Origin of the sequence: Microbispora sp. H13382, assembly GCF_014161445.1 — a bacterium.
Lineage (GTDB): Bacteria > Actinomycetota > Actinomycetes > Streptosporangiales > Streptosporangiaceae > Microbispora.
Window position 1 is genome coordinate 74,441 of the sequence record NZ_JABBXA010000009.1, and the last position, 24,664, is coordinate 99,104.

Here is a 24,664-nt window from a genome sequence, read left to right on the forward strand (position 1 = left end):
CGGCATCGTGATCCAGGTAGAGATCCGCGAGGGGGCCCTGACCGTGTTCTTCGCCCCGTGGGCGCGGCTGTTCACCAGGACGGGTGGGGTGAGCGTGCCCGTGGCGGCGATCCGTGAGGTGCACAACCTCGACCGGCCGCTCGCGGCGGCCACGGGACTGCACTCCGGTCTGCTCGTCAGCGGCTTCGCCAAGGTCGGCACCTGGACGTCCATGACCGGCGTCAAACGGTTGGTCGCCGCTCGCAGGGGCGTCGCCGGTCTGCGGATCGTCCTGAACGGCAGGGTGTCGGGCTACGACGAGCTGATACTGAGCGTCGAGAACGCCGAGGAGATCCGGCGCCACCTGAGGGCGGTGCCGGCATGAGCGACTGGGACATCGCGGTGCGCGGCCTGACGAAGACCTTCGGGCCCGTGACCGCCGTCAGCGATCTCAGCTTCGGTGCCGAACCCGGCACGGTGACCGGTTTCCTGGGCTCGAACGGCGCGGGCAAGACCACCACCATGCGGATGATGCTGGGCCTGATCACGCCGACCTCCGGCACGGCCACCATCGGCGGCAAGCGTTACGCCGACCTGCGCAGGCCGTCGGCGACCGTCGGCGCCGTGCTGGACAGCTCGGGCTTTCACCCCAGCCACACCGCCCTGGACCACCTGCGCGTCTACGCCCGCATGGGTCGGTACGGCCCAGCTCGCGTCGCGCGGGTCGCCGACCTGACCGGCGTGTCGGCATTCGCCGGGCGTACGACGCGCACCCTGTCTACCGGGATGCGGCAGCGCCTCAACCTGGCTACCGCGCTGCTCGGCGATCCGCGGGTCCTGCTGCTGGACGAGCCGAGCAACGGCCTCGACCCCGAGGGCATCGCCTGGCTACGCCACTTCCTGCGTGACCTGGCCGCCGAGGGGCGCACCATCCTGGTCTCCAGCCACGTACTCGGAGAGGTCGAGCAGATGGCTGACCACATCGTGGTGATCCACGACGGGCGGCTGGTCACCGCTGGGCCCATCGTCGAGCTGTGCGGCACGGCTGCGGTGTTGGTGCGCTCACCACAGGCGGACCTGCTCAAGGCATGGCTGCTGGGGGACGAGACCGGAGGCGCGGGACGCGGGGAGTCCCCGCGAGAGGCCGGAGGCGAGGCCCGCGTGGAGACCACGCAACCCGGCGCCCTGCGCATCCACGGCCTGACCACCGCCCAGGTCGCCGCTGTCGCGGCGTCCCGCGGTATCCCGCTGCATGAGATCACCCTTGAACGTCCCACTCTTGAGCGGGCGTTCCTGCACCTCACAGGACGGGCCCGATGACCGCGCTCATCTCGGCGGAGTGGCTGCGCCTGACCACGACGAGGCTGTGGCTGTGGGGCTCGCTGGCCGCGCTCGGCAGCGGAGGGCTCGTCGGCCTGCTCGCGATCGTCGGCCCGGAGAACTTCACCCCGCCGCTTCCGGGCCTGGACACCGCGCAGGGCACCCTCGTGCTGATCGGCCTGCTGGGGCTCACTACGTTCGCCCCCGCCCTGCTCGGGACCGCCGCCGTGGCCTCGGAATACCGGCACAGGACCATCACCACCACGGCGCTGTTCGCCCCGAGACGCTGGACCTGGCTCGCCGCCAAGTTAGTGGCCTATGCCGGAGGCGGACTCGTCTACGGCCTGCTCACGGCAGCGACCGCGGCAGCCGCCCTCTTCGCGGCGGCCGCCATCAAGGGGGTCACCCTGGGCCTGCCCGCGACCACCGTCCTGGCGTTGCTCGGCCGCATCGCGCTGACCATGGCCGTCTACACCCTGCTGGGGGTGGCGGTGGGCGCTCTTCTTCGTAACCAGGTGACCGCGCTCGTGGTGGTCGGCGGTTACTTCTACATGATCGAGACCGCTCTGCTGCTCATCCCAGGGATCCAGGCGCTCTATCCCTATCTGCCTGGCGGTGCCACCGCCGCGCTGACCGGATCCACCTATCTGGCCGAAGCCGTCGCCGACCAGACCGGCACGGCGGCCGCCCAACTGCTTCCCGCGCCGGTCGGCGGTGCCGTACTGCTCGGCTACGCCCTGATCGCCGGCGCGGTCGCCGTCGCGGCCCCACTACGGCGGGACATCGCCTGACCAGCGCCGCGAGGGGGGCGCGAGCGCAACACCGCAATAACCACTGCATCAGGTCCTGCCGGGAGGTGACATCGTGGCGAGTTGCCTGGTGCCCGACGGGGCTGACGACCTCTTCGGAGGAGGGGGGCGGTGATCGCGGTGATGGTGGTCAACGTGGCCTGGGTGGCGGCCAGCGCGGAGATGCTGATCGCCGGATGGTTCCCTGTGTCCGGTCTGGGCACGGCCTTCGTGGTCGTCCAGGCGGCAGTGGTGGCGGGTTTCACCGGCCTGCAGTTCGCCGGGCTCCGCAAGGCCTGAGCGAGCTGCGTGGCAAGGCACGCCGGCTCGCGCGCTTGCGATGTGTCCACAGGGAGTAGCCGGACTGTGAGACCTCCGGGCAGCACCGCGCTGCTCGGAGGTTTCGTGTTTGCGGGGCGTGATTTTGCTACTTGAAGTAGTAAACTGCCGCTATGAGTGCGCCTGAAGGAGCCTTCCCACCAGGAGAAGGGCCCGCGGCCAAGGTCAGCGTTTCCCTGCGGGCCGGCAACATCCGCGCCATCAAGGAACGTGTCGGCGCGCGCGGGTTCTCGGCCTATGTGGATGCCGCTGTGGAGCGGCAGATCGAGCGGGACCTGTTGGAGGAGGCCCTGCAGGCGAACGAGAACGAGAGCGGTCCCATCCCGCAGTCCCTTCGAGACGAAGCTGAGCAGTTGTTCCGCAGCGTGAAGTCCGCTCCGGAGCTGCAGGAGAAGCGTGGATGGCGCGCGCACGAAGCAAGCTGAGTGCGGGGACGGTCATCCTGGACTCCGAGGGACTCTCGAAGTGGTGTCTGGCCGACCAGCGCGTCACGGCGATCGTCCGTGAGGCGCAGAACAACGACTTCCGCGTTGCCGTCAGTGCCCTGACGCCTATCGAGGCCTTCGACGGCCGGGTGACAGACGATCGGTTGCGCTGGCAACTGTCACGGATGCGTGTCGAACCGGTGACCGAGGTGGTTTCCGTCCACGCGCTGGACCTGCTCCGTAAGAGCGGTCTTCACGGCCATAAATACGCGATCGACGCTGTCGTGGCCGCCACGGCTCTACGCTCCACTCGCCCCGTCATCATCCTCACCTCGGACGAGGATGACATGAGCAAGCTCTGTGGCAAGGCAGTCCGCCTCGTACGCGTGTAGGTGCCGAACGGCTACTGCGGCCTCGGCGGCACCGGCGTCAAGCTAGGTGACTTGTCGAGGTGGGGCGCCTGCCAGACGGGTCTGGCCCCGACAGGAGTAGCTCCACAGATCTCGCCGGACGGATCACTCTCAACTCCTGGGCGTGAGCCGTCCGGCTGTCCGGCCCGGTTCTGTCAGGCCAGGGGGGTGTGTCGTTGAGGGTGTACGGATACTTCAAGGACGACGGCGTGGGCGCCGTCGGCGTCGACGAGGTGTTCTTCGACGGTAGGGCCGGTGATGGTCAAGTGGTGGCGGTGTAACCAGCCGAACAGGTCCTGCCCGGCGTGGACCACGTCTGTGGAAGGCGGAACGACGGCTCGTACGACGGCGCGAGCGGGCAGGGTGAGTTTCTCGCCGCCCCGATCGGTGGTCACCGCCGCCGTGAAGCCGCCGGTCGGCTGCCCGCGCAGCCAGGTCAGCAGGGTCGCCGGCGGTGCCGGGCACAGGGCGGCGAGCTCGGATGGATGGTCGAGGCGCATACGGCGTACGCGTAGGCGGCGAGAGCCCAATGTGGTTTCCTGAGGCAGGATCGAACATCGGCGTGGCAAGGCGGTCCTCGGCGTGAGCCGCGGCGGCGGCGAGGGCGGCGATGTCATGCTTGATGCCCGTCACGATCTCGGTCAGGGCCTGCCGCAGCTGTGCCTCAGGAGCGTCCAGCAGATCGGCGATCTGGCGGTCCTCTCCCCGGCATGTTGACTTTGTCCCTGCGGCAAGGTCCTACCGTTACCGTCCATGACCGGTTCGAACCCTTGGACCCGGCTTACCGGTGTCCTGCTGTTGACCTCGTTGATAGCCATGATCGCCGGTGCGGCCATCGTGGTGCCATCAGGGTTGACCCTGAATTCAGCCGACCCCGATGCTGCACTGGCCGCGGTGGGTGAGCAGTTCGGGCTGCATCTCACCGAGTTGGCCTTCGACGTGCTGGGCTGGCTGGCACTGACCGCGGCCGGGCTCGTGATGTCCGCTCGCTCCGCCCAGGCACCCGGACCGCACCTGGTGACGCTGGCCGGTGGACTACTGGCCGCCTCCGGGCTGGCAGGCCTGCTTCATGACGCCGGGAACCTGGCGCTGACCCAGTTGGCCGCCGACCGCACCGCCCCGGCGGTCGCCACCGTGGCCTGGGCGGTACTGCTCACCGCCAAGTGGGTGGTCAACCTGGCGGGGCTGCTGTGGGTCGCCGCCACCGCCGCCGCAGCGGCCGGCGTCCCGATGCCGACCGGGCTCCGCATCGCCGGTGCGGTCGCCGCGATCTCAGGCTTGGCCGCGGTCGCGCTTCCGTGGACGACCGGGACCGATGGGCTGACGGTGGCGCTGGAACAGCTCGGGTACGCCCTCCACCTGCCGATCATGATTTGGTACGGAGCGCTGGGCTGGCGGTACCTGCGTGACCGGTGACCGGGGCCCGTGAACCTGTACGTCCTCTTCAAGGCGCTGAACAGCTACTCGGCGGGGGCGGCAGCCATGGAGACGGGTCTGGGGCCAGGGACGTGCGGAGTCTCGGCTGTCTAGCGTTGCTTGAGACGGAGTGCCTCTTTGCGGACCTCGGCCTGGACGGACCGCTCGCGCTCCAGCCACGCCGGGTTCTCCGCCTTCAGCGCCTCGATCTCAGCGGTGGTGAGCGGTCCGGTGATTCCGCCCCTGATCAGGCCGGAAATGGAGACCTTCAGCTTCGCGGCGATGACCTGCTTGGGATGCGGGCCGTTGCGGCGCAGGTCGACGAGCCAGGCGGGCGGCGTCGACTGCAACTCGTTCAGCTCGTCCCTGGAGACGACACCCGCCTGGAACTCGGCGGGAGTGGCCGAGAGGAGGACACCCAGCTTCTTGGCCGCGGTCGCGGGCTTCATCGTCTGGATGGTCTTCGGCTTGGGCGAGCTCATAACGCCAAGAGTAGTCAGTCGGAACGGGTTCCCATGACATCGGTAGCCTGAGGAAGTGACTGTTGGAGAGACCGGCAAGGTGTTCCGGCTGGCGTACGTGCCCGGGGTGACACCCGCGAAATGGGTCAACACCTGGACCGAGAGGATGCCCGACGTGCCGGTCACCCTGGTCGCGGTTCCCGCCGCCGAGGTGGTGGGACTCCTGCGAAACGGCGGCGCCGACGCCGGGTTCGCCAGGCTGCCGATCGACCGCGACGGGCTCAGCGTGATTCCTCTCTACGTGGAGACCACGGTGGTCGTGGTGCCCAAGGACCACGCGGTGGCCGCCGCTGACGAGGTGACCATCGCCGACCTCGTCGACGACGAGGTGTTCCACGCCCTGGACGACACCATCGAGTGGACGGTCCGCCCCGGGCGGCCCACGTTCACCCGCCCGGCCACAACGGCGGACGCGGTCGAGCTGGTGGCGGCCGGCACCGGGATTCTCCTGGTTCCGCAGTCGCTGGCACGCCTCTACCACCGTAGGGATCTGACATACCGGCCGGTGCTCGACGCGCCGCAGTCTCAGGTCGCACTGACCTGGCCCACGGACGCGACCACCGACCTGGTGGAAGATTTCATCGGCATCGTCCGCGGCCGGACGGTGAACAGCTCGCGGGGCCGTACCCCTGACTCCCCCGCGGCGGAGAAACCAGCCCGGCGGCAGGCGCAGAAACCCGCGCAGAATGGCTCCGGTCGCCGGGCCGTGCCGACCGGCCGTAAGAGGAGGGGCTACAGGTCTCGGTGACCTGCGCCCTTAACCTGCCGACACAGGCGACCCTTCGGCCAAGCCATAAGCCTCATGCCCGGGCGGCCGCGGCGGGCTTGAGCACTTCCCTGCACCAGCTGCGGAAGTCTGTCGACGTGGGCTTGGCGGTCGCCCAGTCCGCGTCGTAGATGCCGTGGTCCTGTGCGGCCAACGCCTCGGTCACGTCCTTGATCGCCTGATCGTCGGCGCCTCGGGCGCGGAGCAGCGACGCGTAGTCGTCCATGCTCACGCGACGGTAGGCGACCGGACGCCCGAGTTCCTGGCCGATCACCTCGGCCATGCCGTCAGGGGTCAGTCGGTCGGGGCCGAACACGGGGAGGTTCTCCTGCCCGGTCCAGGACAGATCCGTGAGCAGGCCGGCTGCGGTGCCGGCGATGTCCCGCGTCGCGATCGACGCCAGCGGCAGGTCACCCGCACAGGTCAGGGAGAACGCGCCCTGCCCGCAGATCGCATCGAGTTGCCCGAGGAGGTTCTCCATGTAGAAGGGCATGGACAACGCCCGATACGCCGCGCCGGACTTTTCGAGTTCGGCGTCCATCGCGAAGGCCGCCGAGAGGACGCCGGCTGGGGTCGACCAGCCGTGCCCGGCGCTGGAGACTCCGACGACGTGACCGACGTCGTGGCGGGCGATGGCAGCGGCGTGTGCTCGAGGGCATCCGCGGTCCCGAACGCTGATCACTGCTCCGTCCCGGAGACGAGGACGACATGAGCGAGCGTCACCCGATCGGGTCCGCGCCACAAACAGGCATGATGTGATGCTCCACATGCACGAGACGGAACAACAGGTTCCAGGCGATCTCGACCTGCTGGTGAGGATGGAGCAGAACCTTGCCGAGCATGCCTGCCACCTGCACCGCCGCATGGAGCGCTCGACCGTCATGGAGACGGACGACCTCCTGATCGCCGACAGCGGGCTTGACGACGACACGTTCAATATCGTCGCGGCGGCGCGTTTCACCGCGGACACCGCCCCCGCGCGGGTGGCGGAGACTGTCCGTGCAGTGGCCGCAACCGGTCGCCCCTTCTCCTGGTGGGTCGGCCCCGCCTCCACACCGCCAGGCCTCGCCTCGCTCCTGAAGGGCGCCGGTCTGGAGGCGGCCGAGACCGAGGCGGGCATGTGGAAGGACCTGCATGGGGCACTGCCGAAGCCGCACGCCGACAACCTGGACATCCGCCTGGTGACAACTCCGAAGCGGCTCGCCGACTACGCGATGGTCCTGGCCGCGAACTGGGACCCGCCGGCCGCCACGGTGCGCCGGTTCTTCACCGACGCCGCCGAGTGGGCCCTCGCTCCCGACTGCCCCGCCCGGTACCTCATCGGCTACGTGAGCGGCCGCCCGGTCTGCTCGGCCGAGGTCTTCCTCCACGGGGGAGTCGCCGGGATCTACAACATCGCGACCCTCGTGACAGAACGCCGGCGCGGCTACGGTGGCGCCATCACCCTGGCCGCCTTGCACACCGCGTACGACGAGGGCTATCGCACCGCGGTTCTGCAGGCATCTTCGGACGGTGAGCCCGTCTACCGCCGCCTCGGATTCGAAACCTGCGGCCGGTTCACCGAGTACGCCATCGCATGAGGCGCTTCCTCAGGAACGACGGTCGCCGTATCTACGCCGCCTCACCTGGTCGGCGCCCGCACGGCCGTCTCGGGGCGACTCCCCGCTGAGCGTCGCCTCAGCGGATTTCCGATGATGCAACATTTCGGGGTTCTGGTGCGTCTCAGCCGGGATGGACGAGAGGATTCCCGCCCGTGGATGACGTGCCGGATTTCGCGGACTTCGCCGCCGATCGGATCGATGCGTTGTTCCGCTACGCCTACATGCTCACCGGCAACCCGCACGACGCCGCCGACCTCGTTCAGGAGGCGATGGTACGGCTGCGCAGCTCATGGCCGCGCGTGCGGCACAAGCACAACCCGGAGAGCTACGTGAGGACCACGATCGCCCGGCTGCACATCTCCGTCTGGAGACGGCGCAGGCGCGAACATCTGGCATGGGAGGTGCCCGAACAGCCGCAACCGATGGCGGAGCCACCGCTGGACCTCTGGGACGAACTGGTCAAGCTGCCCAAGAGGCAGCGGGCCGTACTGGTCCTGCGCTACTACGAGGACCGATCGGACGCCGAGATCGCCGAGATCCTCGGGATTTCTCCCGGAACCGTACGGAGTCAGGCATCCCGCGCTCTCGGCAAACTGCGCGACACCGTCACCCCGCTGAGGAGACTGCGATGAACGACGTCGAAGAGGCGCTGCGCCGTACGTTCGCCGACGCGGAGGCGCGGATGCCGGCCACTCCGCCGGATCTGCTGCGTCAGGTGACCGTGGGGCAGACCCGGCGCGGACGCCGTGGCCTGGTGGTGGCGACCGCGATGGCCACCTGTCTGGTGATCTGGGCGGCGTCGGCCGTGACGTGGCGGGCTCCCGCGCCGCCACCCGCCATCACGGCCAAGCCCGCGCCGCACATTCATGAACCACGGATCGTGGAGGAGATCGCGCCGCCGCTGGAACAGATACTGCCTTCGGTGATCGCGGAGGTCCCCCGGAAGGTCCCTAACGGGAAGGCCTTCACGCCGAAGCTGTTCATCGATCCACGCACCATGCTCGGGTACGTGTCGAAGAAGGGCTACGATCCTGCGCCTCAATTGTGGGCTTATCACCTGGAATCGCAGACCTTTCAGCGCCTGGCCGTCATCGACTATCCCATCGCGCCGGTGGACTCGCTGGCGGTGGGCGAAGGCGTGATCGTCTGGTTCAAGTACGTGGACCGGGACATCCACATCATGACGGTTCCGGTGACCGGGGGCACTCCCCGCACGGTGGTCTCGTTCCCGGCCGAGCTGGATGTGGACAAGGCGAACGGGGACACCATCTACGGGGTGGACCTGGCGGTCGGCGGCGGCAGGATCTTCTGGTCGTCGACCAAGTCGGGAGGCGTCAACCAGGTTCCGGTGGCGGGCGGCGAACCGTCGTTCGTCCCGGGCACGAAGGGGCTGCGTCTGTTCTCCTGGCCCTGGGCGGGGCGTCCCGCCGATGGTCCGGGGGCCATGACGAATCTGCTCAACCTGAGCACCGGGGAGCGGCTCGAAGATCGAGCGCAGGCGCGGTGCGATGTGGCCTGGTGCCTCACCGGCGACCAGGCGACCCGCCGCGACGGCAGCCAGGTTCTGGACCTGCCGGGCGACAGCCCACGGTCACTCGTGGCCGATCGCTTCGTCACCCTGAGCCAGGTCGACGAGCAGGGACGGAAGGCCACAGTGATCTTCGATCTCGCCACGTCACGGGCCGGCAGGCTGTGGATTCACAACGACCGCAAGGCATCCCCCACCCTCTACACCGATACGGAGATGCTCTACTTCAAGCGCGGTGATAAGTGGGCCGTCATTCACGACCCGGACCGTTAGCCCAGGAAACCTGCGGTCCGCCCCGGCCGCGGTGCAGAGACGCGTCGACCGGCATGGCAGCGGCCGGCGGGCCGGTCACGCGCCCGGCGATGCGACCGACTCCCGCACGCGGATGGGCATCGGCACGCGATGCACCTCGCCCTCCCCGCCGTCGTCCTCACGGTCACGACCGATCTCCGTGAACAGCACGTCGACGGCCTTACGGCCGAGCTCGTAGTGGGGGAGGGCCACCGTCGTCAGCTGGGGGCGCATCCACGCGGCGATCGGGTGGTCGTCGAAGGACACGACGGAGACGTCGGCGGGCACCTTGAGCCCGAAGTCGTCGAGCGCCTGGTAGGCGCCGAGGGCGACCCGGTCGTTGAAGCAGATCAACGCCCGCGGGCGCTCCTTCTGCAGCAGTGCCCGGGTCGCGGCGAGGCCGTACTCCGGTTGCCAGTCAGGGCAGACGTGGCCGCCGGCCGGCTTGACCCCCGCCTCGGCGAGCACCTCGCGAATGCCGATGAGCCGTTCGACGGCCGCGACGCTTCCACCCGGCGGGACGTTGCGCCGTCCGGGGCCGGCGCCGATCAGGTGGATGCCCTCGCGATGGCCGGCGTCGAGCAGAGCTTTCGCGGCGACGCGTCCGGCTTCGATCTCGTCGGGGATGACCGAGGGCAACGGTGACGGCTGTTTGGGGAGCGCGTTGAGCAGGACGGCGGGGGCGGCCGCCATGCCCTTCGGCACCCTGATGGTTCTCGTGTACATCGAGGCCAGGATGATCCCGTCCACCTGACGGTCGTGCATGGCCTGAAGCAGGAGGCGTTCGAGCTCGGCGTCGCCCTCCGTCTCACCGATGAACAGCATGAAGCCGCGCTCCCGCGCGGCCTCGAGTGCTCCTTTGATCATGTCGCCGGCGAGCCGCGACGTCGCGACCGTGTCGGAAATGAAGCCGATAGTCCGAGTTGTCCCAGTTCGCAGGCCTACGGATACGATGTTCGGCCGGTACTGCAATTCGGCCGCGGCCTTGAGGACGCGCTGCTCGACGTCCTGCGAGATGCGCAACTCCCGGCCGCGTCCGGACAACACGAGCGACGCGGTGGTCGGCGAGACGCCGGCGATCTTGGCGACGTCGGCCAGCGTGACCCGTCGTCGGCTCACCGAGTGACCTCCTGCGATGTGGGGGTTGACACCCCGCGACACGTGTGATGAGACTATCGCACTGCTAATCCGATTTAGCAAACCTGAGTCCTGGGGCGTCCGGTGTGTGCCGGCGGGTCCCCGAGCAATCAAGGAGACGCAGATGTCGCGTCGAACTCGCTGGAACGGGGCCGCGCTCGCGGTCGTGATGGGAGGGACGCTGGCGGCGGGCTGCGGGGCGCCCGGCGGCGACGCCCCTCAGCCGGAGGCCACCGGCGCGTCCCTGGCCGCCGCGCCGACCTGCGGCACGGCGCCGGTCACGCTGAACGCCTATATCGAGACCGGCTTCCCCCTGGCGAAGGAGCTCAGCACCGAGTTCTCGAAGCAGTACCCGAACGTCAAATGGAACATCCGCGAGGACCAGTTCGCGGTCATCACCCAGAACGCGCCGCGCGTCCTCGCCGACGACCCGCCGGACCTGATGCGGCTCCCGCAGGTGTCGGAGCTGGTGAAGAACAACCTGCTGAAGAACCTCGACGGCTACGCGAAGGCGTTCGGCTGGGACTCCTGGCCGGCGTCGCAGCTGGAGCAGATGCGGCTCGGCCCCGGCGGGAAGACCCGCGGCGAGGGGTCGCTGTACGCCATGGGGCTGAACTTCAGCATGACCGGCGTGTTCTACAACAAGAAGCTCGCCGACAAGATCGGCATGTCGTCCCCGCCGGCCACCCTGGCCGAACTGGACGACGCGCTCGCGAAGGCCAAGAGCGCGGGCATCCCCCCGATCGCCCAGTTCAACGGGGGCGCCACCGGTGGTCTCGCCTTCCCGCTGCAGGACCTCATGGCCTCGTACGGTCCCTCCGGGCCGATCAACGAGTGGATCTACCAGAAGCCGGGCGCCACGATCGACACTCCCTCCAACCTGCAGGCGACGCGGCACCTGGAGAAGTGGATCAAGGCCGGGTACTTCTGGAAGGACGTCAACGCCGTCGACTACGCGACGATGATGAGCCGCTTCGTCAAGGGCGAGGGCCTGTTCATGTTCAACGGCGACTGGGAGTCGGGGAACCTCGACAAGCAGATGCCGGGCGACGTGGGCTTCTTCCTGATGCCCCCGGCGCAGCAGGGCGGCAAGCAGGCCGCGATGTCGGCGCCCCTCACCTACGGGATCAGCTCCAGGGCGAAGAACGCCGACTGCGCGGCGTTCTTCCTCAACTGGGTGGCGACCGACCCGAAGGCGCGTGAGATCGGCGTGAAGGTCGGCGGGTCGCACCCCATGGGCCCGGCGGACGCCCCCATGCCGGAGGTGGCGGAGGACACGGTCACCGCGAGCACCCTGGCGGCAGGCGCGAAGATCGCCGAGGACAACGGCGCGATGGACTTCATCGCCAACGCGACCGGCGCGATCTACGCCAAGAGCTGGACGCCCCAGCTGCAGAAGCTGGTCGCCGGTCAGCAGACCCCCGAGGCGCTGCTGAAGTCGGTGCAGAGCGACTACACGAGCCAGGTCGGGGGGAGCTGAGCACTGATGACACGGCCGACTCCCGACAGCGCGGTCGACTCCCAGGCGACCCGCACCGGGCCGGCAGCCGTGACGAGCAAGCGGAGCCCCGCCCACGCGGCGGGGCTCCGCACGCCGAGTTGGGTCGGCTGGCTCTTCGTGGCTCCGGCACTCGGCGTCTACGCGGTCTTCGTACTGCGTCCGATCGCGCTCACCGTCCAGTACTCGTTGTACCGCTGGGACGGCATCGGCCCCTCCACCTGGGCCGGGCTGGGCAACTACGTCAGGGTGTTCACCGACCCCGACCTGTTCGCCTCCATCCTCAACGCGATCAAGCTGATCGTCTTCTTCAGCGTGATCCCGGTCGTGCTGGGCCTCGCGATCGCTTCGACGATCCGCCGGATCGCCGCGAGCCGGCTCGCGCTGGTGGCGCGGACGGTCCTGTTCCTGCCACAGGTCATCCCGCTCGTCGCCGCGGGCATCGCCTGGAGCTGGCTGATGTCGTCGACCGGCCTGGTCAACCAGCTGCTGACGTACGCCGGGCTCGGCGGGGTGGCCCGCGCCTGGCTGGGCGACTTCTCCACGGCCCTGCCGGCGGTCGGCGTGATCGGTGCGTGGGTGCTGCTCGGCCTGTGCACGATCCTTCTCCTGTCCGGCATGAGCAAGATCGACGCGGCGCTGTACGAGGCCGCCCGCATGGACGGAGCGGGGCCGCTGCGCGAGTTCGTCTCGATCACCGTGCCCAGCCTGCGGCAGGAGATCGGCGTCTGCGTCACGGTGACCGTGATCGCGGCGCTGGCCAGCTTCGACATCGTCTACGTCTCCACTCAGGGCGGCCCGGGCAACGCGACCATGGTGCCTGGCCTGGAGATCTACTACCTGGCCTTCTCCGAGCGTCAGGTGGGCATGGCGTCCGCACTGGCCGTCGTGCTCATGCTGCTCGTCATCCTCGTCGCCCTTCCCATCCAGTGGCTCACCAAGGACAGGTCCTCATGATCGTCGGACGCCGGGAGACGTGGATCGGAAAGCTGCTGCTCGTCCTGCTGATGGCGGTCACGCTCATGCCGTTCCTCAGCCTGTTCGTCACCGCCCTGCACCCGTCCGGCAGCTACCCCTCGGGCCTGGAGTGGCCGCGCGACCCGCAGTGGGGCAACTTCGTCAGGGCGTTCGAGGCCGCCCGGATGATCGAGCTGGTGAAGTCGAGCACGCTCATCGTGCTCGGCGTGGTTCCCGTGGCGCTGCTCCTCGGGACGCTGGCCGGTTTCGCCATCGGCCACCTGCGGATGGCGGGACGGAACGCGGTGTTCCTGCTGTTCGTGCTCGGGCTGACGCTGCCATTCGAGGGCATCATCACGCCGCTGTACTACCAGGTGCGCGACATGGGACTGCTGAACACCAGGTGGGCCATCATCCTGCCGCTCATCGGGTTGTACATGCCGTTCGCGGTCTTCTGGATGCGGGCGCACTTCGTCAACATGCCCGACGCGCTGTCGGAGAGCGCGCGGATGGACGGCGCGAACGTGTGGCAGCTCTTCTGGCGCATCCACGTCCCGCTGGCCATGCCGGCGCTGTCGTCCCTGGCCATCCTGCTGTTCCTGTGGACCTGGAACCAGTTCCTCCTGGCGATCGTCCTCGTCGACGACCCGCTGAAACGGACGATGTCCGGCGCCCTGGGCGCCTTCCAGGGCCAGTGGGGAACCGACATGCCGCTGCTGTGCGCGGGGTCGCTGCTGATCCTGACCCCCACGCTCGTGATCTTCCTCATCTTCCAGCGCCGCTTCGTCACGGCTCTGCTGCAGGGTTCCCTGAAGGGGTGACGCACGTGGACGGAGCCGCCCCGTTCTACGGGGGAATAGAGGCGGGCGGGACGAAGTGGGTGTGCGCGGTCGCCGACGTCGAGGGAGGCCTTCTCGCGACCGAAGTGATCCCCACGACCACGCCGGAGACGACGATCCGCGCGGCGGTGCGGTTCTTCGAAGGCCATCGGCCGCTCGCCGCGCTCGGCGTCGGCACCTTCGGCCCGGTGGACGTGCGGCCGGGCTCGCCGACGTACGGCCGCATCCTGGCCACGCCCAAGCCGGGCTGGGCGAACGCCGACGTCGTCTCCCCTTTCCGCGCCGCGCTGGGCGTACCCGTCCGTCTGGACACGGACGTCAACGCCGCGGCGCTGGGGGAATGGCGGCGGGGAGCGGGCATGGGGCTCGGCACGTTCGCGTACATGACCGTGGGCACCGGCGTCGGCGTGGGAGCGGTGGTGAACGACGGGCTCGTGCACGGCCTCCTGCACGGACTTCTGCACCCTGAGTTCGGCCACATCCGCATCCCCCGCGACCCGGTCAGGGACCCGTTCACGGGGAGCTGTCCCTTCCACGGCGACTGCCTCGAAGGGCTCGCGTCGGGTGAGGCGATGCGCCGGCGATGGGGGCGTCCCGCCGAGCACCTGGACGACCCCTCGGCCTGGGAACTCGAGGCCGAGTACGTCGCCCTCGCCGTCGTGAACCTGACCTACACGCTGTCGCCCGAGCGGATCGTCGTGGGCGGGGGCGTCGCCAAGCACCCCGCGCTGCTTCCGGCCGTCCGGGCGCGGCTGCTCACCCTCGCGGCGGGCTACCCGGGGGCGCCGGTGCCCGTCGGCCAGGCGGCCATGGACGAGTACGTCGTCGGCCCCTCCCTCGGCGACCGCTCGGGAGTGGCCGGAGCCGTGGAACTCGCGCGCGCGGCGGGGCCCGCGCCGAGTTCACCCCGTTTCCGATGACGCTTTCTGTGACGCGCCGGGAAACGCCCCGCGCGATCGAGTTGGAGGTTCTTCGAATGGCTCCATGGGGGCGGCGAGGCGGCACGCCCGGACCGGAGACCCGGTCCGGCGCGTACGAGGCCCTCGCCGGCGGACGGCGACGTGACGGGGGGACCGCGTGAACGGCGAGCCCGCGCGCTGGACGCGGCGGCACCTCGCCGCACCGGCCGGAGGTGCGGCGACGACGGCACCGGTGATCGGCCTTCCTGCGCCGCCGCGTGTGCTGCCTCACGACGACATCTGGGATCTGTGGCCGATCCAGGAGGAGGACGGCTCGACGTCCGTGGTGCGGGGCCGCGAGCTGTGGATCGCCCTTTCCGCGCCCGCCCTCGGCCACCCCGAGGAGCGTCACGACCGCGCCCGCCTCCGGCTGCTCGCCAGGGATGCCGACGGCTGGACGGACCTCGGCCACGCCTTCGCCGACGGAGCCTCGCCGGGCAGCCGCGAATGGTCGGGATCGGCGGTCCGCAGACCGGACGGCACGGTGTCGGTGTTCTACACGGCGGCGGGCCGGCGGGGGGAGGCCCGCCCGACGTTCGCCCAGACGGTCGTCGAGGCCCGCGCCCGGCTGGTGACCGATGACGGCCGGATCCAGCTGGACCAGGCCGCCGAGCACCGGGAGGTGCTCCGCTCGGACGGCGTGACGTACCTGCCGGCCGACGAGGTCGAGGGAGGGCCCGGGCGGATCAAGGCATTCCGCGATCCCGGCTGGTTCCGCGACCCCGCCGACGGGCGTGAGTACCTGCTCGTCGCCGCGTCCGTCGCGGCGTCCGCCGACGCGGACCACGCCTTCATGGGCGCGGTGGCCCTCGCCGCCGCGACACCGGGCGGCTGGTCGCTGCGGCCGCCCCTCCTCGTGGCCGACGGAGTCAACCACGAGATCGAACGGCCGCACATCGTGGTGCACCGGTCGTCGTACTACCTCTTCTTCTGCACGCATCGTCACTCGTTCCACCCGCCGGGAAGCGCGCCCTCAGGGCTCTACGGCTTCGTCGCCCCCGGCCTCACCGGGCCGTACACGCCGCTCAACGGCTCGGGGCTCGTGCTGCGCAACCCGGTGGAGGAGCCCGACCAGGCGTACGCCTGGCTGGTCCTGCCCGACCTGAAGGTCGTGAGCTTCCTCAACTACCGCTCCACCGGAGGGCCGGATCCGTGGACGGCCGAGCCCGCCGAGGCGAGGGCCGCCTTCGGCGGGACGATCGCGCCCGTTCTCGAACTCACCCTGCACGAGGACGCCACCTCTGTGGTCGTTCCCGTGTCCACGGGAGCAGGGCGTTGAGCACGTCGCGCGGCGCGGCGGCGGGAGTGCTCGCGGCGGCCGCCGTCGCGGCCGCCGCGGCGCGTCGTCACCACACACTCTCGGCCGTCGCGCCGGACCTGAGGACGCCGGCCCTGAGGACACCGGCGCTGTGGCTGCCGCGCCCGATTATCGGCAAGCTGAGCCTGGCCCTCGCCCGGCGGCTCTCGCGCCACACGACGCAGCCGGTCACGGGGGTGGCGGTCACGCGGCACGACGTCCCCGGCGGACGGGACGCCTACGTGTACGAGTCGCCGGGCCGCCGGCGCCCCGGCGGGGCGCTGCTGTGGATCCACGGGGGCGGCACGATCGTCGGCCACCCCGAGAGCGACCACGAACTGTGCAGCCGCATCGCCCGTGACCTGCGGATCATGGTGGTGAGCGCACGATACCGGCTCGCCCCGGAGCACCCTTTCCCCGCAGGGTTCGACGACTGCTTCGCCACGTTGCGCTGGCTGCACGACGCCGCACCCGCGCTCGGTGTGGACGGCGCGCGCGTCGCCGTGGGAGGAGCGAGCGCCGGCGGCGGACTGGCGGCCTCGGTCGTGCAGAAGGCGCACGATCAGGGGCTTCCGGTGGCGTTCCAGATGCTCCTGTATCCCATGTTGGACGACCGAACGGCCCTGGTGCGCGACCATCGTGGACGCGGCAGGATCGGGTGGACGCCGCGCTCCAACACGTACGCCTGGACCTGCTATCTCGGCTGCGGGCCGCGCGTCGCCGAACCCCGCCCCTACGCCGCGGCGGGCCGCCGGGAGGATCTGCGTGGCCTGCCGCCCGCGTGGATCGGCGTCGGCGACCTCGACCTGTTCCACCCGGAGAACCTGCGCTACGCCGAACGGCTCAGGGCGGCCGGCGTACCGGTCGACCTCGCCGTCGAGCCCGGCATGTACCACGGCGCCGACTTCGACCACCACACGACCGTGCCGTCGATGCGCGCGTTCCGCCAGGGCATGCTCGACGCTCTGGCCCGCTGCCCCGCCGGCCTGACGACCCCCGGCGGAGAGTAGGCGGATCGTGAGACCTCCAGGCGGCGGTCGCGCTGCCCGGAGGTCGCGTGTAGGAGCTGAGCCGACGGCCCGGGGGTGGCGTCCGGTCGGGCGCCACCCCCGGTGATTCTCGTCGATCAGGCGATGGTGCAGGGGTTTCCGTTGAGGGCGAACGCGGTGGGCTTGCCCGCGTTACCGGTGTGGGTGGCCTGGAAGCCGATCTCGGTGGAGCCTCCGGGCGCCAGCGAGCCGTTGTAGCTGACGTTCTTCGCCGTGACCTGTCCGCTGGCGGGCGAGTAGGTGGCGTTCCATCCGTTGGTGATGGTCTGCCCGCTCGGGAGGGTGAAGGTCAGAGACCAGCCGTTGAGGGCGGAGGACCCGGTGTTGGTGATGGCGATCTGCTCGGTCAGGCCGTTGTTCCACGCGTTGACGGTGGCGCTGACGCGACAGGCGCCCGATCCGCCGCTGGGCGACGGCGACGGGGAAGGCGACGCGGAAGGCGACGCGGAAGGCGACGACGACGGGGACGACGACGGAGACGCGGAAGGCGAAGGTGAGGGAGAAGGAGACGAATCGGACTGGAACTGGGTGAAGAACTTCCACACCTCTCCCGATGTCCAGGTCCTGGCACCGCTGGTGGAGGTGGATCCGTCGTTCGGAGAGGGGGTGTGGTCTCCGTCGAACGCCGCCCACACGACCGGGTAGCCGGCCCGGCACCCCGAGTAGGCGGTGATGATGTGCGTCAGGCTGCCCTGCGCGGGCTCCCGGGGGGTCGTGGGGGTGCAGCCGTTGTTCGTGACGAACCTGTCACGTAGCGACCGTCCCTGGGAGATGTTGAGCACCGAGTCATGGGTGCCGTGAATGCCCATGTACGCGACCGGCTGAGTGCCGCCGTTGCACCCGCTGAGTTGCGCGCCGGAGTAGACCGCGACCGCACGGAAGATCGTCGGACGGGCACACGCGACCGCGAAGCTCATCGCACCGCCGTAGCTCCACCCCATGGCGAAGCGCTGCGTCGTGTCGACACACAGGTTGCTCTCGACGAGCCTCAGCACGTCGTCGGTGAAGGTCAGGTCTTCACCGTTGGAGTTGCCCCAGCCGTTGTTGATGCCCTGGGGTGCGATGAAGATCGTGCTGTTGTTCGACAGTTGCTTGAGCCCGTAGTAGGCCCAAACAGATCCGTCCGATCCGCCCGTGTCGACGATCTGGGCGGTGCCGTTCAACCAGTGGTACGCGAAGATCAACCGGTAGGGGCGGTTGTTGTCGTAGTTGTCGGGAATCCTCAGGATCCAGCTGCGGCTCTTGCCGCTGGTCGTGATCGTCTGTGAGCCGCTTCTCAACGTCGGGGTCTTGCCGCAGCCGGCGGTCGCCGCCGCGACGGCGACGGCCGAGGACGGCGTGGTCGCGCCGAGACTGTCGCTCAGTGCCATGCGTCCCGTAGCCAGGACGAGAAGCGCGGCGGCCGCGACAGAGGCGAAGATGGATCTCTGTCTCAACTTCACACAACTCCCTTTGTCGTTCGAAAATCGACATGCGTCGGTAGGGAAGTCACTTGTTTTCCTTCACCAGGCGGAGCGTCCGCGGCCGGCGTGTGCATGCCGGCCGAGCGGCCTCCCCGGACGGATTCGAACGCTAAGTGAGCCCACCGTCAGTCGATCCGGAGCTGCGCGGCGACCGACCATCGTCGGCCTGCGCGTGCTCGCCCCTTTCCTGCTGCAGAAGAGCAGGGCGAGGTCAGATGCCCGTTAGCGTCGGCATGGCGCCTGCCGTGTTCTCTTCTCGGCGGTTCTGATGGAGGACGGGCGGAATCTCGGGACGCGACCTCTCATCTGGCGGATACCAGATGAATGCGCCTGCCGGGTGTCGCCGGTCCTGTCAGTTCCGTCTGCCGTGGAGACGACAAATTGTTATCGCTAACAGTGACGGGGGCGGCCACGTGCTCCTCTCTGCCGGTCGACTGGAGGTGGTGGTGGTGGGGAGCAAATATGAAGTCAGGAGTCGTGTCAATGACTTCGCCCGCTCCCCGAGAGTCCCTTGCCTGTGACCGTTCATTCCTTCGGTTTTGACCAGGGAGGAAACCGCGCCTGCCGTCGACCTCGAGATGAAATTTTCATCGTCGACGGATTCACGCCTCCGGCGACGACGCCGCCCGTTTCGCGCCCACGCGCACGACTGGTACCACTGCTCGCGGCTGTCGGGCGTTGTACGCCTTCCGCGCCGGAATGGCGGGTCAGGGTTCCGCGTGCCGGTCGAGTCCGAGCGTGGCGATGAGGTCTTCGTGCAGCTCGAACCAGACACGATGGCAGGAGTCCACGTCGGTGCGGTCGACCCAGGCGGCCTCGCCGGCCCGGGCGCGCGCCAGGGCTGTGGCGAATCGCGTGTCATATCCGCGGAAGCGTCTGAGGACGCGGCCAAGCCGGTCTGCCAGTGGCGTGAGTGCCCGGTCGACACAGGCGAGCTCGTGGAGGACTCCGGCGTCCCAGGCGGGATCGGAGTGGTCGTTGACGGCGAGCCGATCGCCGGCGGTGGGCCGCAGTTGCCAGTCGGTGCAGGCCTGGAGCAGGAGGGCGTTCAGCGGGAGGAACCCGCGGTAGACGTCTCGGACCTCGCCGGCGCCGCCGACGCGGGTGAGCTCGGCCGCGAGTCGGCGCTCGTTCTCGGCCCGGCCCGGTTCGGTCAGCGACCAGCCTCCGGTGCCGGCGAAGGCGGTGTGCTCGACCCAGCCGAGGGCCTCGGCGTCGAGCAGCAGCTCTTCCGTCTCGGCCGGGTCGAGCCCGTACCGACGAGCGATCACCGGGGTGTCCGCGAACCCGGTGATGCGCACGGCGTGCAGGACCAGGAGGCCGGGCGAGGAGTCACACATCACGAGTCGGCGTCCTGTCGTGCGGTCAGGCGGGTGTAGTGCTGCTGGCACGCCTGCGGGGAGTTGAACCCCATCGCGTGCGCCATCTGCGCCCAGGTCAGGCCTGCGCTCCGGGCGATGAACAGCAGGGCGGACTCGAGTCCTTCGACCTCGGCTCGCGCGGCGGGCAGGAGGGCGAGCGCGCTCAGGATGTCGTCCGGGCCGAGATCGGCGTTGCGCCAGACGGCGAACTGCACGAGGTCGACCGCCGACGGCGGGACGGGCGGAGGTCGCCACGGACGGGCGTCGAGCGCGTCCGCGCCCAGGTCCAGAAGACGGTCACGCGCGTCCTGCTCACGCCGGGCCCGGACGTGGTCGGCGTGCATGCCGCGACCGATGTCGTCCTTGCGTTCCATGTGCCCCAGAATGCACAATCAACAAATTGTTGTCAATCATCTGTTGAAGGGTGGAGCGGTGATCGTACCCCTCACGGAGGCTGTCGCCGATACCTGCGGGGGCAAGGCCGGCGCACTCGGCGCGTTGCACCGCGCCGGTCTGCCGGTTCCTGACGGCTTCGTCGTCCCGTTCGCCGCCTACCTCGCCGCTGTCCGCGACCTGGACCCCCGGCGGCTCGCCGGCGAGGCGGACGACGCCGATGCGACGCGGCGGGCGGTCGAGGCCCGCCCGGTCCACGCCGCCGTCATCGACGCGCTGGGACGCGCGCTCGGCGAACTCGGCGATCCGCCCGTGGCGGTGCGATCATCGGCAGCGGGGGAAGACACCGGTCAGGCATCGGCGGCCGGTCAGCACGAGAGCTTCCTCGCCGTGCGCGGAGCCGGTGAGGTGGCCGTGGCCGTACGTGCCTGCTGGGCGTCGCTGTTCTCCTCGCGTGCCATCGCCTACCGAGCTGTCTCCGGCCGCCACGACCGACCATCCGACGATCTTCTGATGGCCGTCATCGTCCAACGCCATCTGGACGCCGAGGTGTCCGGAGTCATGTTCACACCCTCGGACCGGAACGACGCGACCCGGATCGAGGCGTCCTGGGGTCTCGGCCCCAGCGTCGTCGAGGGCAGGGTCACCCCTGACACCTACCGCGTCGCCGAGGACGGGTCGGTCACCCGCACCGTCGCGGACAAACAGAAGCGCCTCGACCGGCGCGGCGCGCGGCTCGTCATCCGCGACGTGCCCGCCGCCACCCGGAACCGGCCGGCGATCGACGACGCGACCGCCGTGCGGCTGGCCGAGTTGGGCGAACGGGCTGCTGCCGTGTTCGGCGGACCGCAGGACATCGAATGGGCGATCGCCGGCGGCCGCACGTGGGTTCTGCAAGCACGGCCGGTCACCGCCACACCCCCACCACCGACAGCGCCTTCCGGCGCCGCGGACATCCCGGCCGCCACGTTCAAAGCAACGCCGGGCAGCCACGGGACCGTGACCGGCACCGCGAGGATCGTCCGTGGTCCCGGCGACTTCGCGCGCGTGCGCCCGGGCGACATCCTCGTCTGCCCCTTCACCGACCCCGCGTGGACGCCGCTGCTGAGCATCGCCGCCGGCGTCGTCACCGAAACCGGAGGCGTGCTCTCCCACGCCGCGATCGTCGCCCGAGAGCACGCCATTCCCGCCGTCCTCGGTCTCGCGAACGCGACGAGCAGGCTCCGCGACGGCACCGTCATCACCATCGACGGCACCACCGGGACCGTCACGGCGACAAAGAGCGACTGACCTCTGCGGCCCCGGGCCGGCTTGGTGTCACGGGTTCCGGCTCGGCATTCCGCCGCCCCACCCACACGTACCGATCGAAAGGAGGCGGGGAAGGGTCCACGCGGACTCCTCCCAGCTACGCATGACAACTCGACGCCTCTACCTGGCACGTCACGGCGCGGCCGACGCGTTCGGGGAACTCACCGGCATCGGACGTCGGCAGGCAGGTCTGCTGGGCGAACGGCTCGCCGGCGTACCGGTCGACGCCGTGTGGCACTCGCCGCTGCCACGCGCCGTCGCGAGCGCGCACGAACTCGCCCGTCACCTGCCGAACGTGCCCGTGACCGAGGCCGCCGAACTCGTCGACCACGTGCCCTACGTCCCCAGCGCGGCCGAAACGCCCCCGTCCTGGGCCGGCTTCTTCGACGGCTACGACGACACCGAGGCAGCCTCGGGCCGGAGGCTCGCCGAGGCCCTGGTCGCCCGGTTCGCGAAGGTCCCCGGCACGACCACGAAAGGAACCCGGCCCGACACACGTGAGGTGTTGGTGACGCACGCCTACCAGATCGCGTGGCTGGTGCGGCACGCACTGGACGCGCCGCCATCGCGGTGGCTCGGGTTGAACAGCGCCAACACCGCTCTGACGGTCATCGACTACCGCGACGGCCTGCCGCCCACGCTCGTGATGTTCAACGACATGAGCCACCTCCCGCCCGACCTACGCTGGACCGGGTTCCCCGAAGGCGTCAGGCCGTGAGGTGGCTCCCGACAGGCCCCGAGGTCGCCGCCTGCGTCAGCGCGCGCGTGGTTGAAAGTTTCATCACGAGCCGTTTCGCGCGCGGTGCGGGCCGGGCCCGTAATGCCAGATGGGTGCGCTCCAGAAGCGCGAAACGCCACCGGGGCTCTCGGTCTCCTCTTGACGGACCCCGGTGAGTCCTAGTTTGCTCCGCCAATATCACCGGCATCGAGACCTGTGGACGCGGCTCCCCGCGTCGTGGAATGTGAGCGCTAACACGCGCCGGCCCCGGAAAGGAGGGTCTCCATGATCGGAGACGGTCCGCGGCTGCGCGCCACCGCAGCGGAATCCGGGCGTGGCCGGCAGGGGCCAGAGTCGCGTTCTTGACGCGGCGCCTCGCCCGGTCGTGTTCGCCCGCTGCACCACCACTGTCAAGTAGCCGAGGGAGAGGAACCCGGATTGCGGAACATGTTAACGCTAACAGACCCGCGGTCGCCATCGGCCCTTCCGTCGCCCTGCCGGGGGCGAGGCCTTGATGATGGGTGGGGCTGGTTTCGAACTCCACGCACGAACCACAACGAACCGGGCCGTACGGAAACGATTCGCGGGCCCGTCGACCTCTTGGCGGCAGAGCCCAGGGATTCGTCCCGATTGATGGACCGTCCCTGCCCGACTGCGTGAGACCACTGCGGTTTCCCTGGCGTGGCCCGCTTCGCCACGCTTTCACCCCCCAAAGGAGGAGAACGAAACAATGGATTCACCCCCCATTCGTGTGACGAGCGGTCGGCGTCGTTCGCCGGCCGGTGTCGGCGTACGCCTCGTGGCGGTGCTGGCCGCGTTGGCGGCGGCCACTGTGACGTGGGCGGTGCCGGCGTCGGCGGCGCCGGCGCCGCTGGTGGGCGCCGGGTCGGGCCGCTGCCTCGACGTGGCGGGCAACACCGACGCGCTGGGCACCGGTCTGCAGATCTGGGACTGCAGCGGTGGGGCCAACCAGGCCTTCGAGTTCACCTCGGCCGGTGAGCTGCGGACCTTCAACGGCACCCGGTGCGTGGACGCCTACAACATGGGCACCACGAACGGCACCAAGGTGGTCATCTGGTCCTGCAACGGCCAGACCAACCAGAAGTGGCAGCAGAACTCCGACGGCTCCATCAGGGGAGTGCAGTCGGGCCTGTGCCTGGACGTGACCGGAGTCGGCACGGCCAACGGGACCGCCGTCCAGCTGTGGTCCTGCAACGGCCAGACCAACCAGAAGTGGAGCACCTCCGGAGGCGGCCCGAGCTCGACGCCGTCCCCGACGGTGACGCCGACCGGCGGCACGTGCGATCTCCCGTCGTCGTACCGCTGGACCTCGACCGGTTCGCTGGCGAACCCGAAGTCGGGCTGGGTCTCGCTCAAGGACTTCACCAACGTCGTCTACAACGGCAAGCACCTCGTCTACGCGACGACGCACGACACCGGGTCGAGCTGGGGGTCGATGAACTTCGGCCTGTTCACGAACTGGTCCGACATGGCCTCGGCCAGCCAGAACACGATGAACTTCTCGGCCGTCGCGCCCACGCTGTTCTACTTCGCTCCCAAGAACATCTGGGTGCTGGCCTACCAGTGGGGCGGGACCGCCTTCTCCTACCGGACCTCCAGCGACCCCAGCAACCCCAACGGCTGGTCGGCGCAGCAGACCCTGTCCACCGCGAGCATCACCGGCTCCGGCACCGGCCCCATCGACCAGACGCTCATCGGTGACGGCCAGAACATGTACCTGTTCTTCGCCGGGGACAACGGCAAGATCTACCGGTCCAGCATGCCCATCGGGAACTTCCCGGGCAACTTCGGCTCCAACTACACCACGATCATGAGCGACACGACGAACAACCTGTTCGAAGGTGTCGAGGTCTACAAGCTCCAGGGCCAGAACAAGTACCTGATGCTCGTCGAGTCGATCGGCTCGCAGGGCCGTTACTTCCGCTCGTACACGGCCACCAGCCTGGGCGGTTCGTGGACCCCGCAGGCCACGAGCGAGAGCAACCCGTTCGCCGGCAAGGCCAACAGCGGCGCCACCTGGACCAACGACATCAGTCACGGCGACCTGGTCCGCAACAACCCCGACCAGACCAAGACCGTCGACCCCTGCAACCTGCAGCTGCTCTACCAGGGTCGCAGCCCCAGCTCCGGCGGCGACTACGGCCTCCTGCCCTACCGGCCGGGCGTGCTGACGCTGCAGCGCTGATGGTGTGATCAAGGGCTCGTGAGACCTCCGGTCGGTGTCGCCCGACCGGAGGTTTCCCGGGCGTCCCCGGCGGAGACGGGCGGCGACGGCACGCG

27 protein-coding genes are annotated in these 24,664 nt (G+C 69.5%); 20 read left to right on the top strand and 7 right to left on the bottom strand.

Annotated features, from left to right (window positions below):
- The first annotated feature begins 7 nt into the window (after positions 1–7).
- The 6 genes from HHX41_RS19450 to HHX41_RS19475 all read left to right on the top strand — a co-directional run bounded on the left by HHX41_RS19450 (position 8) and on the right by HHX41_RS19475 (position 3,243).
- On the top strand, positions 8–364 hold the full coding sequence (locus HHX41_RS19450) for a hypothetical protein (RefSeq protein ID WP_182907113.1): 357 nt from the start codon (positions 8–10) through the stop codon (positions 362–364).
- The gene (locus HHX41_RS19455; RefSeq protein WP_182907114.1) at positions 361–1,299 is read left to right on the top strand and encodes an ABC transporter ATP-binding protein; all 939 of its coding nucleotides are present in this window, start codon (positions 361–363) and stop codon (positions 1,297–1,299) included. The genes HHX41_RS19450 and HHX41_RS19455 overlap by 4 nt, the downstream gene beginning before the upstream one ends.
- Positions 1,296–2,090 carry an ABC transporter permease gene (locus HHX41_RS19460; protein ID WP_169981051.1) on the top strand — a complete coding sequence of 265 codons (795 nt, stop codon included), beginning with the start codon at positions 1,296–1,298 and terminating at the stop codon, positions 2,088–2,090. The genes HHX41_RS19455 and HHX41_RS19460 overlap by 4 nt, the downstream gene beginning before the upstream one ends.
- 129 nt (positions 2,091–2,219) lie before the next feature.
- Positions 2,220–2,387 (top strand): hypothetical protein, encoded by a 168-nt coding sequence (locus HHX41_RS19465; protein ID WP_182907115.1) that lies wholly within the window; start codon positions 2,220–2,222, stop codon positions 2,385–2,387.
- Positions 2,388–2,539: 152 nt separating this feature from the next.
- Positions 2,540–2,851, top strand: a complete 312-nt coding sequence (locus HHX41_RS19470) for a hypothetical protein (protein WP_182907116.1) — start codon at positions 2,540–2,542, stop codon at positions 2,849–2,851.
- On the top strand, positions 2,827–3,243 hold the full coding sequence (locus HHX41_RS19475) for a PIN domain-containing protein (protein ID WP_182907117.1): 417 nt from the start codon (positions 2,827–2,829) through the stop codon (positions 3,241–3,243). Before HHX41_RS19470 ends, HHX41_RS19475 begins: the two co-directional genes overlap by 25 nt.
- 173 nt (positions 3,244–3,416) lie before the next feature.
- On the opposite strand, the gene HHX41_RS19480 is transcribed toward HHX41_RS19475, so the two are convergent.
- Positions 3,417–3,761, bottom strand: coding sequence for a hypothetical protein (locus HHX41_RS19480; RefSeq protein ID WP_182907118.1), 345 nt, complete (start codon positions 3,759–3,761; stop codon positions 3,417–3,419).
- Between the two features lie 394 nt (positions 3,762–4,155).
- Between HHX41_RS19480 and HHX41_RS19485 the strand changes: the two genes are divergently transcribed.
- The gene (locus HHX41_RS19485) at positions 4,156–4,677 is read left to right on the top strand and encodes a hypothetical protein (RefSeq protein WP_220504243.1); all 522 of its coding nucleotides are present in this window, start codon (positions 4,156–4,158) and stop codon (positions 4,675–4,677) included.
- A gap of 110 nt (positions 4,678–4,787) precedes the next feature.
- Here the strand turns inward: HHX41_RS19485 and HHX41_RS19490 are convergent, their stop codons facing one another.
- Positions 4,788–5,159: a DUF5997 family protein gene (locus HHX41_RS19490; protein ID WP_182907120.1), complete on the bottom strand. Its 372-nt coding sequence runs from the start codon at positions 5,157–5,159 to the stop codon at positions 4,788–4,790.
- A gap of 55 nt (positions 5,160–5,214) precedes the next feature.
- Between HHX41_RS19490 and HHX41_RS19495 the strand changes: the two genes are divergently transcribed.
- Positions 5,215–5,946, top strand: a complete 732-nt coding sequence (locus HHX41_RS19495) for a LysR family substrate-binding domain-containing protein (protein ID WP_310742070.1) — start codon at positions 5,215–5,217, stop codon at positions 5,944–5,946.
- Between the two features lie 52 nt (positions 5,947–5,998).
- Here the strand turns inward: HHX41_RS19495 and HHX41_RS19500 are convergent, their stop codons facing one another.
- Positions 5,999–6,505 (bottom strand): hypothetical protein, encoded by a 507-nt coding sequence (locus tag HHX41_RS19500; protein ID WP_220504244.1) that lies wholly within the window; start codon positions 6,503–6,505, stop codon positions 5,999–6,001.
- A 226-nt stretch (positions 6,506–6,731) separates the two neighbouring features.
- Here HHX41_RS19500 and HHX41_RS19505 point away from each other — a divergent pair, with 226 nt between their 5' ends.
- From HHX41_RS19505 to HHX41_RS19515, 3 genes are all read left to right on the top strand, one after another.
- Complete coding sequence (locus HHX41_RS19505; RefSeq protein ID WP_220504245.1) at positions 6,732–7,544, top strand: GNAT family N-acetyltransferase; 813 nt, start codon at positions 6,732–6,734, stop codon at positions 7,542–7,544.
- A 173-nt stretch (positions 7,545–7,717) separates the two neighbouring features.
- Positions 7,718–8,197 (top strand): SigE family RNA polymerase sigma factor, encoded by a 480-nt coding sequence (locus tag HHX41_RS19510; RefSeq protein ID WP_182907121.1) that lies wholly within the window; start codon positions 7,718–7,720, stop codon positions 8,195–8,197.
- Positions 8,198–8,247: 50 nt separating this feature from the next.
- Positions 8,248–9,366, top strand: a complete 1,119-nt coding sequence (locus HHX41_RS19515; RefSeq protein ID WP_182907122.1) for a hypothetical protein — start codon at positions 8,248–8,250, stop codon at positions 9,364–9,366.
- 75 nt (positions 9,367–9,441) lie between these two features.
- Here the strand turns inward: HHX41_RS19515 and HHX41_RS19520 are convergent, their stop codons facing one another.
- Positions 9,442–10,503 carry a LacI family DNA-binding transcriptional regulator gene (locus HHX41_RS19520; protein WP_182907123.1) on the bottom strand — a complete coding sequence of 354 codons (1,062 nt, stop codon included), beginning with the start codon at positions 10,501–10,503 and terminating at the stop codon, positions 9,442–9,444.
- Between the two features lie 142 nt (positions 10,504–10,645).
- Between HHX41_RS19520 and HHX41_RS19525 the strand changes: the two genes are divergently transcribed.
- From HHX41_RS19525 to HHX41_RS19550, 6 genes are all read left to right on the top strand, one after another.
- Positions 10,646–12,001 carry an ABC transporter substrate-binding protein gene (locus HHX41_RS19525; RefSeq protein ID WP_182907124.1) on the top strand — a complete coding sequence of 452 codons (1,356 nt, stop codon included), beginning with the start codon at positions 10,646–10,648 and terminating at the stop codon, positions 11,999–12,001.
- A gap of 6 nt (positions 12,002–12,007) precedes the next feature.
- A complete protein-coding gene (locus tag HHX41_RS19530; protein WP_182907125.1) occupies positions 12,008–12,976 on the top strand; it encodes a carbohydrate ABC transporter permease in 969 nt (322 codons plus the stop codon).
- A complete protein-coding gene (locus tag HHX41_RS19535) occupies positions 12,973–13,797 on the top strand; it encodes a carbohydrate ABC transporter permease (protein WP_182907126.1) in 825 nt (274 codons plus the stop codon). Before HHX41_RS19530 ends, HHX41_RS19535 begins: the two co-directional genes overlap by 4 nt.
- Before the next feature lie 5 nt (positions 13,798–13,802).
- A complete protein-coding gene (locus HHX41_RS19540) occupies positions 13,803–14,735 on the top strand; it encodes an ROK family protein (protein ID WP_182907127.1) in 933 nt (310 codons plus the stop codon).
- 157 nt (positions 14,736–14,892) lie between these two features.
- On the top strand, positions 14,893–16,053 hold the full coding sequence (locus tag HHX41_RS19545; protein ID WP_182907128.1) for a glycoside hydrolase family 68 protein: 1,161 nt from the start codon (positions 14,893–14,895) through the stop codon (positions 16,051–16,053).
- A complete protein-coding gene (locus HHX41_RS19550; RefSeq protein WP_182907129.1) occupies positions 16,050–17,081 on the top strand; it encodes an alpha/beta hydrolase in 1,032 nt (343 codons plus the stop codon). Before HHX41_RS19545 ends, HHX41_RS19550 begins: the two co-directional genes overlap by 4 nt.
- Positions 17,082–17,197: 116 nt before the next feature.
- Here the strand turns inward: HHX41_RS19550 and HHX41_RS19555 are convergent, their stop codons facing one another.
- The 3 genes from HHX41_RS19555 to HHX41_RS19565 form a co-directional block, all read right to left on the bottom strand.
- Positions 17,198–18,556, bottom strand: coding sequence for a cellulose binding domain-containing protein (locus HHX41_RS19555; protein ID WP_259401128.1), 1,359 nt, complete (start codon positions 18,554–18,556; stop codon positions 17,198–17,200).
- A 734-nt stretch (positions 18,557–19,290) separates the two neighbouring features.
- A complete protein-coding gene (locus tag HHX41_RS19560) occupies positions 19,291–19,923 on the bottom strand; it encodes a transcriptional regulator (protein ID WP_182907130.1) in 633 nt (210 codons plus the stop codon).
- Positions 19,923–20,318 carry a DNA-binding protein gene (locus HHX41_RS19565; RefSeq protein WP_182907131.1) on the bottom strand — a complete coding sequence of 132 codons (396 nt, stop codon included), beginning with the start codon at positions 20,316–20,318 and terminating at the stop codon, positions 19,923–19,925. The genes HHX41_RS19560 and HHX41_RS19565 overlap by 1 nt, the downstream gene beginning before the upstream one ends.
- A gap of 58 nt (positions 20,319–20,376) precedes the next feature.
- On the opposite strand from HHX41_RS19565, the gene HHX41_RS19570 reads away from it, so the two are divergent.
- The 3 genes from HHX41_RS19570 (at position 20,377) to HHX41_RS19580 (ending at position 24,569) form a co-directional block, all read left to right on the top strand.
- Positions 20,377–21,627 carry a PEP/pyruvate-binding domain-containing protein gene (locus tag HHX41_RS19570; RefSeq protein ID WP_182907132.1) on the top strand — a complete coding sequence of 417 codons (1,251 nt, stop codon included), beginning with the start codon at positions 20,377–20,379 and terminating at the stop codon, positions 21,625–21,627.
- Between the two features lie 121 nt (positions 21,628–21,748).
- Positions 21,749–22,363 (top strand): histidine phosphatase family protein, encoded by a 615-nt coding sequence (locus HHX41_RS19575; RefSeq protein WP_182907133.1) that lies wholly within the window; start codon positions 21,749–21,751, stop codon positions 22,361–22,363.
- A 730-nt stretch (positions 22,364–23,093) separates the two neighbouring features.
- A complete protein-coding gene (locus tag HHX41_RS19580; protein ID WP_182907134.1) occupies positions 23,094–24,569 on the top strand; it encodes a non-reducing end alpha-L-arabinofuranosidase family hydrolase in 1,476 nt (491 codons plus the stop codon).
- The last annotated feature ends 95 nt before the right edge of the window (positions 24,570–24,664 follow it).